This window comes from Rhodococcus sp. JCM 9793 (genome assembly GCF_055380405.1).
In genome coordinates this window covers 2,291,951-2,305,650 of record NZ_AP043721.1, presented here as the reverse complement: position 1 = coordinate 2,305,650, position 13,700 = coordinate 2,291,951, and the positions used below count along the sequence as shown (strand labels likewise).

At 63.7% G+C, this 13,700-nt stretch carries 19 protein-coding genes; 8 read left to right on the top strand and 11 right to left on the bottom strand.

All coding sequences use genetic code 11. The annotated features are described in order from the left end of the window. The first annotated feature begins 11 nt into the window (after positions 1-11). Genes ACZ46K_RS12830 through ACZ46K_RS12820 form a run of 3 tightly spaced genes read left to right on the top strand, consistent with a single transcriptional unit; the run spans position 12 to position 2,031 of the window. Positions 12-641: an FUSC family protein gene (locus ACZ46K_RS12830; protein ID WP_464748573.1), complete on the top strand. Its 630-nt coding sequence runs from the start codon at positions 12-14 to the stop codon at positions 639-641. Further along, entirely contained in the window at positions 638-1,018 is a 381-nt protein-coding gene (locus ACZ46K_RS12825) for a hypothetical protein (RefSeq protein WP_464748571.1), read from the top strand. The genes ACZ46K_RS12830 and ACZ46K_RS12825 overlap by 4 nt, the downstream gene beginning before the upstream one ends. After that, positions 1,015-2,031, top strand: a complete 1,017-nt coding sequence (locus ACZ46K_RS12820) for an iron-containing redox enzyme family protein (RefSeq protein WP_464748569.1) — start codon at positions 1,015-1,017, stop codon at positions 2,029-2,031. The genes ACZ46K_RS12825 and ACZ46K_RS12820 overlap by 4 nt, the downstream gene beginning before the upstream one ends. Before the next feature lie 14 nt (positions 2,032-2,045). On the opposite strand, the gene ACZ46K_RS12815 is transcribed toward ACZ46K_RS12820, so the two are convergent. Continuing rightward, entirely contained in the window at positions 2,046-2,270 is a 225-nt protein-coding gene (locus tag ACZ46K_RS12815) for a hypothetical protein (protein ID WP_054805402.1), read from the bottom strand. An 85-nt stretch (positions 2,271-2,355) separates the two neighbouring features. Continuing rightward, positions 2,356-2,895 (bottom strand): Dps family protein, encoded by a 540-nt coding sequence (locus tag ACZ46K_RS12810; RefSeq protein ID WP_054805403.1) that lies wholly within the window; start codon positions 2,893-2,895, stop codon positions 2,356-2,358. A 147-nt stretch (positions 2,896-3,042) separates the two neighbouring features. Here ACZ46K_RS12810 and ACZ46K_RS12805 point away from each other — a divergent pair, with 147 nt between their 5' ends. Beyond that, positions 3,043-3,720 (top strand): DsbA family oxidoreductase, encoded by a 678-nt coding sequence (locus tag ACZ46K_RS12805; RefSeq protein ID WP_464748567.1) that lies wholly within the window; start codon positions 3,043-3,045, stop codon positions 3,718-3,720. A gap of 27 nt (positions 3,721-3,747) precedes the next feature. Here ACZ46K_RS12805 and ACZ46K_RS12800 read toward each other — a convergent pair whose 3' ends face one another. Then, the gene (locus ACZ46K_RS12800) at positions 3,748-4,173 is read right to left on the bottom strand and encodes a DUF5709 domain-containing protein (protein ID WP_464748565.1); all 426 of its coding nucleotides are present in this window, start codon (positions 4,171-4,173) and stop codon (positions 3,748-3,750) included. Positions 4,174-4,326: 153 nt separating this feature from the next. Here ACZ46K_RS12800 and ACZ46K_RS12795 point away from each other — a divergent pair, with 153 nt between their 5' ends. Next, on the top strand, positions 4,327-4,482 hold the full coding sequence (locus tag ACZ46K_RS12795) for a DUF6131 family protein (RefSeq protein WP_330134561.1): 156 nt from the start codon (positions 4,327-4,329) through the stop codon (positions 4,480-4,482). Positions 4,483-4,516: 34 nt separating this feature from the next. Here the strand turns inward: ACZ46K_RS12795 and ACZ46K_RS12790 are convergent, their stop codons facing one another. The 3 genes from ACZ46K_RS12790 to ACZ46K_RS12780 form a co-directional block, all read right to left on the bottom strand. Then, entirely contained in the window at positions 4,517-4,735 is a 219-nt protein-coding gene (locus tag ACZ46K_RS12790; protein ID WP_054805405.1) for a CDGSH iron-sulfur domain-containing protein, read from the bottom strand. Further along, entirely contained in the window at positions 4,719-5,429 is a 711-nt protein-coding gene (locus ACZ46K_RS12785; RefSeq protein WP_464748562.1) for a HemK2/MTQ2 family protein methyltransferase, read from the bottom strand. The genes ACZ46K_RS12790 and ACZ46K_RS12785 overlap by 17 nt, the downstream gene beginning before the upstream one ends. Before the next feature lie 100 nt (positions 5,430-5,529). Beyond that, on the bottom strand, positions 5,530-7,149 hold the full coding sequence (locus tag ACZ46K_RS12780) for a phytoene desaturase family protein (RefSeq protein ID WP_464748561.1): 1,620 nt from the start codon (positions 7,147-7,149) through the stop codon (positions 5,530-5,532). Positions 7,150-7,366: 217 nt separating this feature from the next. Here ACZ46K_RS12780 and ACZ46K_RS12775 point away from each other — a divergent pair, with 217 nt between their 5' ends. Together ACZ46K_RS12775 and surE are read left to right on the top strand one after the other, a co-directional pair. Continuing rightward, positions 7,367-8,257 (top strand): PfkB family carbohydrate kinase, encoded by an 891-nt coding sequence (locus ACZ46K_RS12775; RefSeq protein ID WP_464748559.1) that lies wholly within the window; start codon positions 7,367-7,369, stop codon positions 8,255-8,257. Then, a complete protein-coding gene (gene surE / locus ACZ46K_RS12770; protein ID WP_054805407.1) occupies positions 8,254-9,027 on the top strand; it encodes a 5'/3'-nucleotidase SurE in 774 nt (257 codons plus the stop codon). The genes ACZ46K_RS12775 and surE overlap by 4 nt, the downstream gene beginning before the upstream one ends. Before the next feature lie 153 nt (positions 9,028-9,180). Here surE and phoU read toward each other — a convergent pair whose 3' ends face one another. The 4 genes from phoU to ACZ46K_RS12750 form a co-directional block, all read right to left on the bottom strand. Continuing rightward, positions 9,181-9,942, bottom strand: coding sequence for a phosphate signaling complex protein PhoU (phoU, locus tag ACZ46K_RS12765; protein ID WP_464748557.1), 762 nt, complete (start codon positions 9,940-9,942; stop codon positions 9,181-9,183). A 258-nt stretch (positions 9,943-10,200) separates the two neighbouring features. Continuing rightward, the gene (locus ACZ46K_RS12760) at positions 10,201-11,718 is read right to left on the bottom strand and encodes a catalase (RefSeq protein WP_054805409.1); all 1,518 of its coding nucleotides are present in this window, start codon (positions 11,716-11,718) and stop codon (positions 10,201-10,203) included. 77 nt (positions 11,719-11,795) lie between these two features. Next, complete coding sequence (locus ACZ46K_RS12755) at positions 11,796-12,275, bottom strand: DUF421 domain-containing protein (protein ID WP_464749303.1); 480 nt, start codon at positions 12,273-12,275, stop codon at positions 11,796-11,798. Further along, a complete protein-coding gene (locus ACZ46K_RS12750) occupies positions 12,275-12,805 on the bottom strand; it encodes a hypothetical protein (RefSeq protein WP_464748555.1) in 531 nt (176 codons plus the stop codon). The genes ACZ46K_RS12755 and ACZ46K_RS12750 overlap by 1 nt, the downstream gene beginning before the upstream one ends. Positions 12,806-12,920: 115 nt before the next feature. Here ACZ46K_RS12750 and ACZ46K_RS12745 point away from each other — a divergent pair, with 115 nt between their 5' ends. Next, on the top strand, positions 12,921-13,190 hold the full coding sequence (locus ACZ46K_RS12745; RefSeq protein ID WP_054805410.1) for a DUF7218 family protein: 270 nt from the start codon (positions 12,921-12,923) through the stop codon (positions 13,188-13,190). Positions 13,191-13,192: 2 nt separating this feature from the next. Here the strand turns inward: ACZ46K_RS12745 and ACZ46K_RS12740 are convergent, their stop codons facing one another. Next, positions 13,193-13,675: a hypothetical protein gene (locus ACZ46K_RS12740; protein WP_464748553.1), complete on the bottom strand. Its 483-nt coding sequence runs from the start codon at positions 13,673-13,675 to the stop codon at positions 13,193-13,195. Positions 13,676-13,700: the final 25 nt, after the last annotated feature.

Below are 13,700 nucleotides of genomic sequence, written 5' to 3'. Positions count from 1 at the left end.
GCCCCGGCGTCGTGTCGGTCGTCAAATGCACTGTCGCAGTGTTGATCGCGTGGTTGCTTGCCGATCGGGGTCTGAACAGTCCGGAAGCCTTCCTCGCGCCCTACGCCGCCCTGTTCATCATCGGCACCACGGTCCGAAGCTCGGTGACCGCTGCTGTACGGCAGGTTACGGTCGTCGTGCTCGGCGTGTTCGTGGCCGCGTTGGCAGCGAGCACGTTGCCCGAACTCGCGGCACTGGCCGCTGCAGTCGCGGCCGGCACTGCCCTGGGCCGCAGCCGATGGCTGGCACCGGACGGAATCTGGGTAGCAATCACCGCGCTGCTCGTCCTGCTGTACGGCACGGCCACCGATGCCGTCGTGGTGTTCCATCGTGTCCTCGATGTCACGCTGGGAGTGCTCGTCGGCGTCCTGGTCAACGCCCTGGTCCTGCCTCCCGACCGACTGTCCCCCGCCCGCGACCTCATCCTGCACCGTGCACATGAGCTGTCCTCGCTGCTTGCCGACCTTGCGGACGGGCTGCGGGACGGCAAGCACGACGGCGACCGGAAGCAGCAATGGGTGTGGGAACTCTACAAGTCGACCGGCGCCCGGGCTGCACTCCACGAAGGCAGGGAAAGCAGTCCCTGCTACACGTCTCGATGATCGAGGTCGCAGTCGAGACGATCGTCGCCTCTGATGCTTCGGTGGAAGGTTCCGCTACCCCCGGCTGCGAACAACTCCATCAGGACGGAGCAGAGCTGCTCGAGACTTTCTCGACCGCGTTCGACGAACTCACGTGGGATCCCGCTCACCATCGAGAGCCCTACCTCCGTGTCGTGGACAACGCTCTTCCCGATGCACGTTCGCGCCTCGTGTCGTTCAAGGAGACAGTTCGACGCGAGCAGCCGTTGCCCGGTGCGTGGTCCGCCATCACCGTGGCCGCCGAGGGCCTGTGGAATGCACTCGCTGCCCTCGATACCTACGAGGAACACCCGCGCGACGGTTCCACACAGGCCGAAACGGGTACTCGCCATCCATGACATCTCACATCCGTACCTGTGACGTGCATTCAGCGGCTCTACCCAGACCGCGGGGGCCGATATCCGACGAGGTCATCTCGCGGTTGCGCTCACCCGCCGATATCGGGCCGTGGTCGATCCACGTAACTGGCGAACCGTACGGCGAAGACGTACAGCTCGCGCTTACGGTGCTGTACGAAATGCACTACCGCGGATTCGACGGCGTCGACGCCGAATGGGAATGGATGCCCGGTCCACTCGGCGTGCGCGCACAACTGGAACAGCTCTTCCTCCAGGCGTTGCATCACGATGTCCCCGAATGTGACGATCCGAACGCGGTCCTCGACGCCTTGTGCCACGAGCCTCACGACGCATGGGGTCTCTCGCACCAGCTGTCTGCCTACGGAACGTGGGAGCAAGTCCGCGAATTCTTCGTGCACCGGTCCATCTATCACCTCAAAGAAGCCGACCCGAACGCGTGGGCGATTCCACGACTCACCGGACGCTCGAAAGCCGCACTCGTCGCGGTCGAGTTCGACGAGTACGGCGGCGGTCGTGCCGAACGAGTGCACTCTCGGCTGTTCGCAGACCTGTTGGTTGCGGCCGATCTGAGCGACGACTATCTCGGCTATCTCGAGTGTGTGCCTGCGGAGACCCTCGCGACCGTGAACTTCATGTCCCTGTGCGGTCTGCACAGGGTACGGACACCGATGCTGATCGGTATGTTCGCAGCAACCGAGGTCACCTCGACACCGAGCTCCCGACGGATGGTCTCCGCCCTGGAGCGTCACGAGGCCCCGCCTGCATGCATCACCTTCTATTCGGAGCACGTCGAGGCGGACGCCGTACATGAACTGGTCCTGCGCTTCGATGTGGTCGGTGATCTGCTCGCGAAGGATCCCGGGTGTGCTGCAGACATCTCGTTCGGTGCAAACGCCACCGAATTTCTGGAAGGTCGCCTCGCGCAACATCTGCTCACCGCGTGGAGGGAGGGCCGGTCGTCGCTCGAGGGCCCGGCTGGTCCGGCCGTATGACCGACGCAACGACGCTAGAGTCTGCGACGTCGGAAGTTGATGGTGATCAGTACAGCTCCCAGCAGGAACACGACGACGCCTCCAATGATCCCCACTGTCACCCAACCTTCGAATCCGCCACCCGCAGCGACAAGTATCAGCGCGATGACCACGATCCCGACGAGGACACAGGCGTAGCCGGCCCACCCGGCAAGACGGCTGCTCGGGGTGGGCCGGTCGCTGTGAGGTGAATTCGTCATATCTTGGGGTTACCCACCTCACGTCCGGGGTCAAACCCACTTCCTACAAAAGGAATTCGAGGTCTCGAAGCCCCGTCCATGTAGATCAGCGAGCCGATTTCGCCGCCTTCTTCTCGGTGTGGGCGTCGGCGTTGGCCAGCGTTCCGGATGCGTTCTCGAGGTGCGCACGGACGAACCATTGGAACTTTTCGAGTTGGCCGGTCTGCCCGATGAGAAGGTCTTCGGTGATCGCATCGATCTTCCCGACCTTCGATATCGCCTTGCGATTGTCGGTGATAAGTCCGTCATAAACCAGATCGAGCGCCGCAAGATGCGCCTGCGCCGTATCGCGAGCGACCGAATAATCGTCCCAGGTCCGATACTTCTCGATGGCACCAGGCGTTCCGAGCGGAGAGTCGCCGAGGGCCGCGATACGCTCCGCCACCTCGTCGGCGTAGCCACGGACGAGTTCCACTTGCGGATCGATCATCTCGTGCACACCGATGAAATTCGGTCCCACGACGTTCCAGTGGATGTGCTTCAACGTCAGGTGCAGGTCGTTGTAGGCACTGAGCCGTTCCTGCAGTACGCGAGCCACTCCCGCGCCGTCCTTGTCGCTCAATCCGGGCACCGTGTACTTCGCCATGTTCCGTCTCCTTGATGTGTCGGGTGTGACGACCGCATACCCTGCAGTGGACCACTCCGAAACCTCAGGGCTCCGCGCCGTGTTTCCTCATCCTCCTACGGGGCACCCGGTGGGTGAACGAGAACGCCACCGCAAAGGAGGACTTCTGTGATATCAGTCGAACCCGGCACCGTCGTGGTCTACACCGATGTGGTGTGCGGCTGGTCGACCATCGCGCTCGCCCGTTTCATTCGGGAGCGCGACACTGCGGGCCTATCGGATCGTCTCCGCCTCGACCACCGGCTCTTCGCCCTCGAAGACGTGAACAGGTTTCCGGTTCCGAAACGCTACCTCGACGCCGAGCTTTCCGCCTTGGGCGCATGTGAGCCGGATTTCGGCTGGAAGCCGTGGCAGGAAGATGCCGCAACATGGCCGTGCACGTCACTGCCGGCGAACGAGGCCGTCCACGCTGCGAAGCTCCAGTCTTCGAGGGCTGCTGAGGAACTCGACATGGCGATCCGGCTCGCGTTCTTCCGCGACAGCCGCACCATCTCACTGCATCACGTGCTCGTCGAGATCGCCTCGCGCTGCCCACACGTCGATGCCGAGGTCCTCGCCGAAACCCTCGACGCAGGCACGGCGAGGGCAGCGATGATGCGTGACTACCGTACGCACGCATCCGAAGTGCAGGGCAGTCCGCATTTCTTCCTCCCGGACGGGACGGACATCCACAATCCGGGGATATCGCTGCACTGGGTAGGCGAACCGGGCGCCGGATTTCCCGTCGTCGACCACGATGATCCACAGGCCATCAGAACTCTCGTGGAGCACGCAGCGCAAAGCTGAGAACCACGCAAGAACCCGGCACCGGGTTCAAGCGTCCGGGCCGATCTCGTCCTCGTCCAGGCTGTGTACGGCCGCCTCCTCCGCGGACGCAGCGCCGCCGTCTATCCCGACGTCACTGCCGATGAGGTCCGAATCGACGTCCTCCCCCGTTCCCTCGTCCGGCGCTACGAGCCGACCGGATCGCTCGTCTCCGACTTGGTCTTCTCGGGACGGATAATCCGCACGGTCTTCCTCCGGCCCGTCGGCCGCGGTATCCGGGATCTCTTCTTCGAGACGCGACTCGAGGCTGTCGTGCGGTTCCATCGCGAGCGGTCGCTCCGGTGGTGAGTAACCCTCGTCCAGAACGTCGTCTTCACCACGATCGAGGAGCGTGTCCTCGGGCTGCAGTTGGTCCTCGTCATCAACGCTGTATTCGCCAGGGACACTCGCCCCGGGGTTCTCCGATGTAGGCATGTCACCGACGATGCCACTCCGCGAGAGCTTCCGCCATCGTTTGACGTTTCGGGAAATTGCGAACGGGACCCGGTTTCGCGGACGAGCCGTGCGGGTACCTGAGAACAAGATTCCGAAGCCGTCCGGCGGCGGAGAACACAGCGAGGTGACGTGATGATCATTCTGGGCTTGGTTCTGTTGGTGGTCGGATTACTGACGGGAATCTCGATCCTCACCACGATCGGGGTGATCCTTCTCGTCGTCGGGGCCGTACTTGCAATCCTGGGTGCTACGGGTCGCGCGATCGGTGGCCGTTCTCATTGGTATTGAGATCCACTCGGTATCGACATCCACGCAGACCTGGTCACCCGCGAGGGTGACCAGGTCTGCGATGGCTGGTGTCGCACAACGGGTACAGAGCACTTCGTCGGCACCGGCACACTGCCACGACGAAACGGTCGGATTCGGTTTCGCTGCCGTCCTCCGCGACAACGCGGATCGGCCCCTCGACGAGCGCGGGCCCGCCCTTCACGAGCCGCACCACCCGCACGTCGCGGTCATCGCGATCATGCGTCGGCCGCACCGTCTGTCTCGTCTCCCGTCCTGGTTCTTTCTGCACGGATCACCACCACCTCTTCCTGCGCTGCATCCTCGTCGGCGAGGCGCACCTCCCGAAGGTATCGGACTCTGCTCCGCAGCACGGGCCCGAACGGGATGCTCTGCCGAGCGACCACTGCTGCCTTCAGTCCCCGGAATTGCAGCCGGTCGAGAGTGGCGTCCACCCCACTGAATTCGGACTGGACGATCAGCGCGAACCCCTTCGACGACAACAACGTCGGCAGTTCGTCGCACAGCGGATCGAGGATGCTCCGCCCGTCCGGGCCGGCATCCCATCGCGGATCGGCGTCCCCATTCCCGTGTGGGACATAGGGCGGATTGGACAAGACGACATCGAATGGCCCCGACCTCGCTGCGACACCCAGGTCACCGCGCACTACGCGCACACTCAGGCCGCGCGCGCGAACATTGATTCGTGCAGTGAGCACAGCGCGCGACGAGATGTCGACGGCCGTCACCGACGCGGCACCCAGTTCTGCTGCTGTCGCCGCCAGAAAACCTGTGCCAGTGCAGAAATCCAACACTCGAGCGTCAGCTGTACCCCACGATTCTGCCATGGCCTGCGCGAGTAGGAACGAATCTTCTTGCGGCCGGTAGACTCCGGGCAACCGCCACACTCGGGCCGGCTGCTTACGAATGTACAGCAGTGGAACTGTCACGACGCCATCACCTCGAATCCTGAACGTGCTGGTGATTACCCCCGTACCGACGCGATCAAACCGCGTCGCGCCGATACCCCGGACTGCGAGGCCTTTCCTGTCAGGTCAGGATCCGCCGTGTCAGGCCGTGGAGCCCACGTCGCACTGCTCCGGAGGGCTTCGAGTCCCCGAGCGCCGCGTGTGCCGCATTCCATCCGCACATTCCGTGCACGCCACCACCCGGATGAGCGCCCGCACTCGCGAGGAACACCCCGTCCACCGGAGTGCGCGGACCTCCGTATCCGGGAAGGGGACGCAGGAACAACTGCTGGTGGATCTGTGCTGTACCGCCGTTCACGGCACCTCCGACCAGGTTGGCGTCTGCGGCTTCCAATTCGCGGGGGCGCTGCACCGTGCGTCCGAGAATCGATTCGTGGAACCCCGGTGCATACGCCTCGAGTTGCGCGTCCACCCGCCCGGCGAGTTGGTCGGCGGAAGCGTCGTCGACGATGCCCCGGGGAAGATGCGTGTAGGCCCAGCAGCTTTCGGTGCCGACCGGCGACCGGGACGGGTCGGTGGTTGTCATCTGCCCGACCAGCAAGAACGGAGACTCGGGGACTACACCTGTCTCGAGATCTGCCGCCCACCGCACCATCGCACCCGTATCGGCACCGACGTGCACCGTCCCCGCTCCGGCCAACGACTGCGAGCGCCAGGGAATGGGGCGGTCGAGTGCGTAGTTCACCTTCACGACGGGCGTATCCCATTGGAATCCACGAAGATCCGAGCGGATCTGGTCTCCGACGACCTCGACGGGAAACAGCTGTCCGTAGAGTGCAGGCGCAGACACGTCTGCGAGCACCGCCCGACGAACTCGAATTCGTTCGCCGGTGGCCGTCCGGACGGCCGTCGCCCGACCCTTCTCGACTTCGATGTGGGTGACCTTGTGCCCGCACAGGACGCGCACACCCGCACTCTCCCCGCGCCGCACCAGCGCTTCGGTCAGCGCACCCGCACCGCCCGTCGGCGCCGGGAATCCCACATCCTGCGCAAGCATGGTGAGGATGTACCCCATGACGCCGCTTCCGGGAGCATTCGGTGGAACATCCGTATGCATGGCATTGCCGAGCATCAGCAGACGTGCGGATTCCCCACCGAAGAGTTCCTCGGACAGACGGAGCACTGGTAACGCGAGCATTCTCGCGAGGCGCAGCGACTCTCCCGTTCCCAATTCACGAATCAGGGATCCCGCCCCTCGCACCGGCGGAAACGGCCGGAGGAGCGCCTGCATGAACGGCTCACGGATCCGCGTCCACTGTTCGACCAACGCCAGCCAGGTCTTCCCGTCGCCCGCGCATCGGCGTTCGAGGTCTGCGGCAGTGTCGTCCGGATCTGGCCGCACCACCACGGCATCGTCGTCGTCCGGCCCAGAAGGATGACCGAACGCCGCAGCGGAACGACTCCAGCGCAAGCCGTGTGATCCCAGATCCAGGGAGCGAAACGCAGGCGATGCGGCCGCGAGCGGATGAAACGCGCTGAACAGATCGGCGGTGAATCCGGGATGGAGTTCCGCGCTGCGGACTGCACCGCCAGGAACCGGTTGTTCCTCGAGGACGACCACGTCCCAGCCCGCATCAGCGAGCACCGCCGCCGCCGTCAGTCCGTTGGGACCGGCACCGACGACAACCGCATCCACCGTGCCCAGCCCCGTGTGGCGGGGAGCGCCGTTTTCGGAGCTCATGCCGTCGCCTCCTCGAGTGTCTCGGAGTGCACGGACCGCCGTGCGAGCCGTACACGATGTCCTTCGCCTGTGTCTTACGCTACGGGAGACAGGTGTGGCGCCACGCCGGTGTGGGTACCAACCACTCATGGTGTCCCTCACCGACAGTACGGCCGATTCCGACACACGCGAAGCATTCCCATCTGCTTTCGTGTTCGCCCCCTCACCGTTGTTGACGGTGACTATCGAGGAGGCTCCTCATGACGGACACGAGTTGCACATCCATGCCGGCGGGCAGGGATTCTGGATCGGGCGGATGGCAGCGATCCTGGGCATGGATGTCCACCTCTGTGGGCCGTTCGGCGGCGAAGCGGGCCGCATCCTCGTCGACCTCATGACCCGCGAAAACGTAGCCGTCCACCCTGTGGAAACGGCATGTGAGAACGGTTCGTATGTCCACGACCGTCGAGGCGGAGCACGCACCGTGGTGGTCGAAGTTCCTCCGCCTGCTCTCACACGGCACGAGACGGATGACCTGTTCAGCACATCGCTTGCTGCTGCACTGGCCGCCGATATCGCGATACTGGGCGGGCCACATTGCGATCACGCCGTTCCGACCGAGGTCTATCGGCGGTTGTGCGCCGATCTGACCGCGCTGGCGATTCCGGTCGTAGCGGATCTGTCGGGATCCGCCCTCACAGCCGCGCTGAGCGGTGGTGTCACGGTGCTCAAGGTCAGCCACGAAGATCTCATCGAAGACGGCAGAGCGCAGTCGGACGATATCGGCGAGCTCGTCACCACCATGCACCGACTGCACGAGGAAGGCGCGGACACGGTGATCGTCTCCCGCGCGGGGGACCCTGCGATCGCGCTGTGTGACGGCGAGGTGTGGGAGGTCGAGACGCCACCGGTCCAGATCGTCGACCATCACGGTGCCGGCGACTCCATGACCGCCGGATTCGCGGCAGCCTTCGCGACCGGAAAGTCCCTCCTCGAAGCATTACGGCTGGGAGCCGCGGCCGGCGCCGTCAATGTGACCCGTCGAGGTCTGGCGACCGGACACAGTCTGGCGGTCGCGCGCATGACGGAGAAGATCCAGGTGCGCCGGATGCACGGAGTACGGAAGTGAAAGCGCTCATCGTCAACGACGACGGCATCGACAGTCCCGGCCTCGCGTCGCTGGCACGAGTTGCAGTCGACGCCGGGCTCGACGTGAGCGTGGCCGCGCCACACCTCGAGCGCAGCGGCGCAAGCGCCTCGTTGTCCGCGCTCCAGGAGGATGGCACGTTGTCGATGTCGCGGCGGACGCTTCCCGGCCTCCCGGATCTCGAGGTCTTCTCTGTCGAGTGCTCCCCCGCGCTGATTTCGTTCCTCGCCGCGGAAGGCGTATTCGGCCCGCCGCCGGACATCGTGCTTTCAGGCATCAATCTCGGCCCCAACACCGGCCATGCCATCCTGCACTCGGGTACGGTGGGCGCGGCGCTGACCGCCGCAAGTCACGGAGCCCGCGCAGTCGCACTTTCGTTGAATGGGACAGCGCCATCCCTCTGGGAGACAGCGGAATCGGTCGCTTCTCGCGCAGTGCGCTGGGCGACCGTGCATGCGCCCTCAGGGCAGGTACTCAATGTGAATATTCCGAATGTCCCTCTCACAGAACTACGTGGACTACGGACAGCTCCCCTTGCGGAATTCGGAGCCGTGCAAGCAGAAATCGGCGAAATGGAGGACGACGGTCTCGAGACCCGCAGTGTACCGGTGACCTTCCGAAGCGTCGTCATCGACGAGACCAGAGAGAGCGATGCCGCACTGCTACATCATGGCTGGGCCACCGCGACGATGTTGACGATGCCGTTCGAAGCTTCCGGGATCGATCTCAGTGCGTTGACATTCTCGACATGATCCCATCGCGGGACCCGAGGCACTCGATGCCCCGTATCCACAACATCGGAATCGAGCCCCGGCCATACGAATCGGACCCTGGACTCGACCGGATCAGCTTGTAATCCTTGTCTTTCGTGCCGGTGACTGTGCCGGTCTCCGTGTTGTGTTCGGTCATGTCGGTCCTCTGCGTTCGATGGGTCCGATGCCCGTCACATACCCACTCGCTGTGGAATGAACCTGGTCCGTCCCCGGAGATTTCGCCTCATGCGACAGGATTTCGCCTTCCTCGGCATCACCGGCGAGTCCGGTCTCGAGGAAGATCACGCGGTGACCGATCGCCACGGCATGATCGCAGAACCGCTCGTAGAAGCGGCCGAGCAGCGTCACATCCACTGCTCCCATGACGCCGTGCTCCCAGCGGTCGGAAGTGATGCGCTCGAACAGGGCACGGTGCAACGCATCCATCTCGCTGTCGGCCCGCTCGAGCGCTGCGGCACGCACCGGATCTCGCTGCGCCAGCACACGGTGGGTCTCACCGGCAACCGCGACAGCGACCCGGCCCATGTCGGCAAGGATGTCATGTGCCTCCGTGGGGACCACGTGCGCGGGATGGCGTCGGAGGACCGCCTCCGCAATGTGGGTCGTCAACGCGCCCATGCGCTCGAGGTCCGCGGCGATGTGCATGCCGCCGATCATCAGTCGCAGATCGGACGCGACCGGAGCCTGCAACGCGAGCAGGGCGAAGGCGGTCTGCTCCCACTGCCGGGCGGCGGAGTCGCATTCTTCCCGAGTCGCGATCACCTGCTCGGCGAGGTCCAGGTCTGCCGACACCAACGCGCGCGACGCGTCCCCCATCATCGATTCCACACCGGTGCACATCGCCGCGAGATCCGCGGCGAGACGATCGACATTCTCAGCGAAGCGACTACGCACTGCCCTACCCTCCTACGACGTCGGACGCCACGGTGATTCTGCATCGGTTGACCGTGCATGAGCCCGGCCGTGTGCCACCACCACAGCGCCACAAGCGTTCTGCCCGTGAAAAACAACGCCGACAATTGGCTGTACGGCACCTTCGGCGCCGTCATAGTGCGGTTGGCGGTCTACCGCTGGAGGCAGCACTCGGCCCCTCCTGCCTGGGAGCGTGCCCGCAGGAGGTGGCCTCGTCCTCGACTGGGGTAACAGACCGGATCAGGCCTTCTTCTGTGCGCTGCTCCGCGCGGGGTTCGCTTGTTGTCCTGCCTTCGGGTCCTTCTCCGATTTCTTCTCGGAGACACCGCTGACGATCCGGTCGCCGAGGGGCTTGTCGATGTTCCGCCAGTACTCGAACGCCCGCTCGAGAACTGGTTCGGAGACCCCATTGAGAAGATGTCCGACGACGTTGTCCACCAACCGATCCCGGGCTTCATCGTCGAGAACTTCCCGAACCATCGTTCCGGCCTGGCCCCAGTCGTCGTCCTCACTGTGCAATGCATAGGGTGCGCGCACCATGTCGCCCGAGCTCTGCCATGTGGCGGTCTCTCCGACCTGTGACGGATCCGCGTGGGGCCCGCCCTTGGAATTCGGCACGTAGACCGGATCACCGGGGTTGTGGTGCCGCATGTTTCCGTCCTTCGAATAGGACCGGACGGGGACATGCGGTTTGTTGACCGGCAGTTCCTTGTAGTTGGCGCCGATTCGATACCGGTGAGCATCGGGATACGAGAACAACCGACCGAGGAGCATCTTGTCCGGACTCGGGCCGATGCCGGGAACGAGGTTGCTCGGCTCGAACGCGGCCTGCTCGATCTCGCAGTGGTAATCGGTGGGATTGCGATCGAGCGTCATCGTGCCGACCGGGATCAATGGGTAGTCGCCGTGTGGCCACACCTTCGTCAGGTCGAACGGGTTGAAGCGGTAGTCGTCCGCATCCTCGAACGGCATGATCTGCATGTTCAACGTCCAACTCGGGTACTCGCCCGCTTCGATGTGTTCCCACAGGTCACGTGTGTGATAGTCCGTGTCCATCGATGCCATCTGGTCGGCCTCGTGCTGCGTGAAGAACTCGATTTCCTGGTCGGTCTTGAAGTGGTACTTCACCCAGAATTTCCTGCCCTCGGCGTTCACCCACATGTAGGTGTGGCTCGAGTAGCCGTTCATATGGCGCCACGTGCGCGGAATACCGCGGTCACCCATGAGCCAGGTGACCTGGTGTGCCGATTCAGGAGAGAGCGTCCAGAAGTCCCATTGCATGTCGTGGTCGCGCAGATTGTTGTCGGCGCGGCGCTTCTGGGATCGGATGAAATCCTGAAACTTCATCGGGTCGCGCATGAAGAAGATCGGGGTGTTGTTGCCGACCATGTCGTAGTTTCCCTGGTCGGTGTAGAACTTGATCGCGAAACCGCGTGGGTCGCGCCACGTGTCGGGGCTGCCACGCTCCCCTGCAACGGACGAGAACCTGATCAGCAGGTCGGTCTTCTTACCGGGCTGGAACAGATCTGCCTTCGTGTAGGCGGAGACGTCCTCGGTGACCTCGAATCGCCCGTAGGCACCGCCACCTTTCGCGTGGGGTTGGCGCTCCGCGACGCGCTCGCGATTGAACTGGGCCATCTTCTCGATCAGGTAGTGGTCCTGGAGCAGGATGGGTCCATCGGTACCGATAGTGAGGGAATGCTCGTCACTCGTAACCGGAATACCGGCGTCGTCGGTCGTGAAGTTCGGATCCGTCATCGTGGCCTCCTTCAGCAGACAGTGTCTGACAACGGGTACCCATGCGTGCCACGGCCAAACGGACGCCCGGCCTACCGTCAAATGATGTCCGGATGTGCCGACTCGTCCGCCCCTCCGTCGGCCCGCGTGAAAAACGATACGCGCCCATTGGTCTCGAGGACAGCGAGTTCGATCTCGTCGAAGCGACGAATACCCTTCTGACGTGCACTGCTCATCAAATCGTCGAGCGACATCCGTTCGGTACGCAGTCGGTGCAAGTCGGGGACTCCGTCGCGGACGACGATGACGGGAACTCCGTGCGTGACACCCCGCATGCGGGGGAAACGGGAATTGATCCACGTCAACCCCATGGTGAGCAGAGCGAACACTCCGATCGCCAATACTGCCGCAGTGACGGAGTAGTCCTGCTGAGTGACCCCTTGCTGGATGAGGTCACCCATCGCAATGTAGAGAATCAGCTGGAAGGTACTCAGCTCACCGACCGTCGACCGGCCGACTATCCGGGTGATCACCCACAGAAACAGGAAAAGAACAGCCGCGCGGATGACGATTTCCATCAGGGCGCCACCCATGTCGTGAAATCCACAGTGACCACATCGATTCCGTCCTCGTATACGGATACCGAGCCCGATGCTCCGGCCTGGCTCGACGGCTGGATATACGCATCGAACCCGAGGGTGAGGGTATCGCCGGGCGGTGGGTCGAGGGTCATGTAGGTGCGGACGGCATCAGCGGTCTCCGCCGACGGCTCGGGCGTCCAACCTTGACTCTCGAACATGTCGAAATAGTCGGATTCCACGGCGATCACCACCGGCTCGGTGAAACCGCCTGGCTTCCGGACCGTCAGATTCCAAGGGACGTCCAGTCCGGGTCGCGCGATCCGCGGATATTCGAGGTGAAGTTCGTATCCACCGCCGGATGCGTGGGTGGCCGCGCTGTACACGCCTAATCGGCCGGTGAGACCGACCAGGACGATCACGGCAAGGAGCACGACCGCACCTCGTCGAAGCCAGGCGACGGTCGGCGTACGTGCAAAAGTCCCGACATCGTCCAGTACCGAGTCGGGGATTCGGTCGGCAGTGCCCACCGTCCGAATCTCCCACGATCAGGACGCACGCGCCGGGATTCGTGCGAAATGCCGACCCGGGTTTTACGGTGAAGCCCCCGGGTATGCGTGGAGGTGACCAGCGAGGAGGACTGTCATGCCGAAGAAGGGTTCTGATCCGCATCTGAAGGATCAGGAGTTGTACGAGGAACTGCGGGACGAGGGTGACTCGAAGGAGAAGGCCGCACGTATCTCCAATGCCGCGGCGAACGAAGGACGCTCGTCGGTCGGACACAAGGGCGGCAAGGCCGCTGACTATGAGGAACGGACCGTGCCCGAGTTGAAGGAGCGGGCAAAGGAAATCGGTGTCACCGGGTACTCGAAGATGACGAAGGACGAACTCATCGACGCATTGAGGAATCACTGACCTCATTCTGCTGTTGCGTGCCGCAGCCGCGCATCGAGCAGGCGATCCAGCAGAGCCAGCGCTTCGAGGAGAATATCGGCGCGTAGCGAGGCAGACGCGTGGTCGGCATCTTCGAGGGCCGTCCCGACAGAGTCACTGTCGTCGGCGAGTTCTGCTGTCACGGCCCGGACAACGCACTGGACCGCGGGTGGGGCATCGGCGAAATCGACGGCATGGCCGTCGAGTGTGCGGAAGCCGACCTTGTATTCCGCTGGTTCCTGAGGCCCCCACTCCAGCGGTTCGATGATGATTTCTGCGATCCTCGTGACCACCCATGCGAGTACGCGGTCGTAACGGACTCCGTCCGACGCCGCTGAGTACCTGTTCGCGGCTGCGAGATCGCACACCACTCGGACCAGCGTTCCGTTGTCACGCTCGTCCAGGACAGCGAGCAGGTGTCCCGCTGCTCGGGCGTCCGGCTGGGCGAGGCCACCGCTGTGCGTCATGATCTTCGGGTTCCCACTTTTGCGG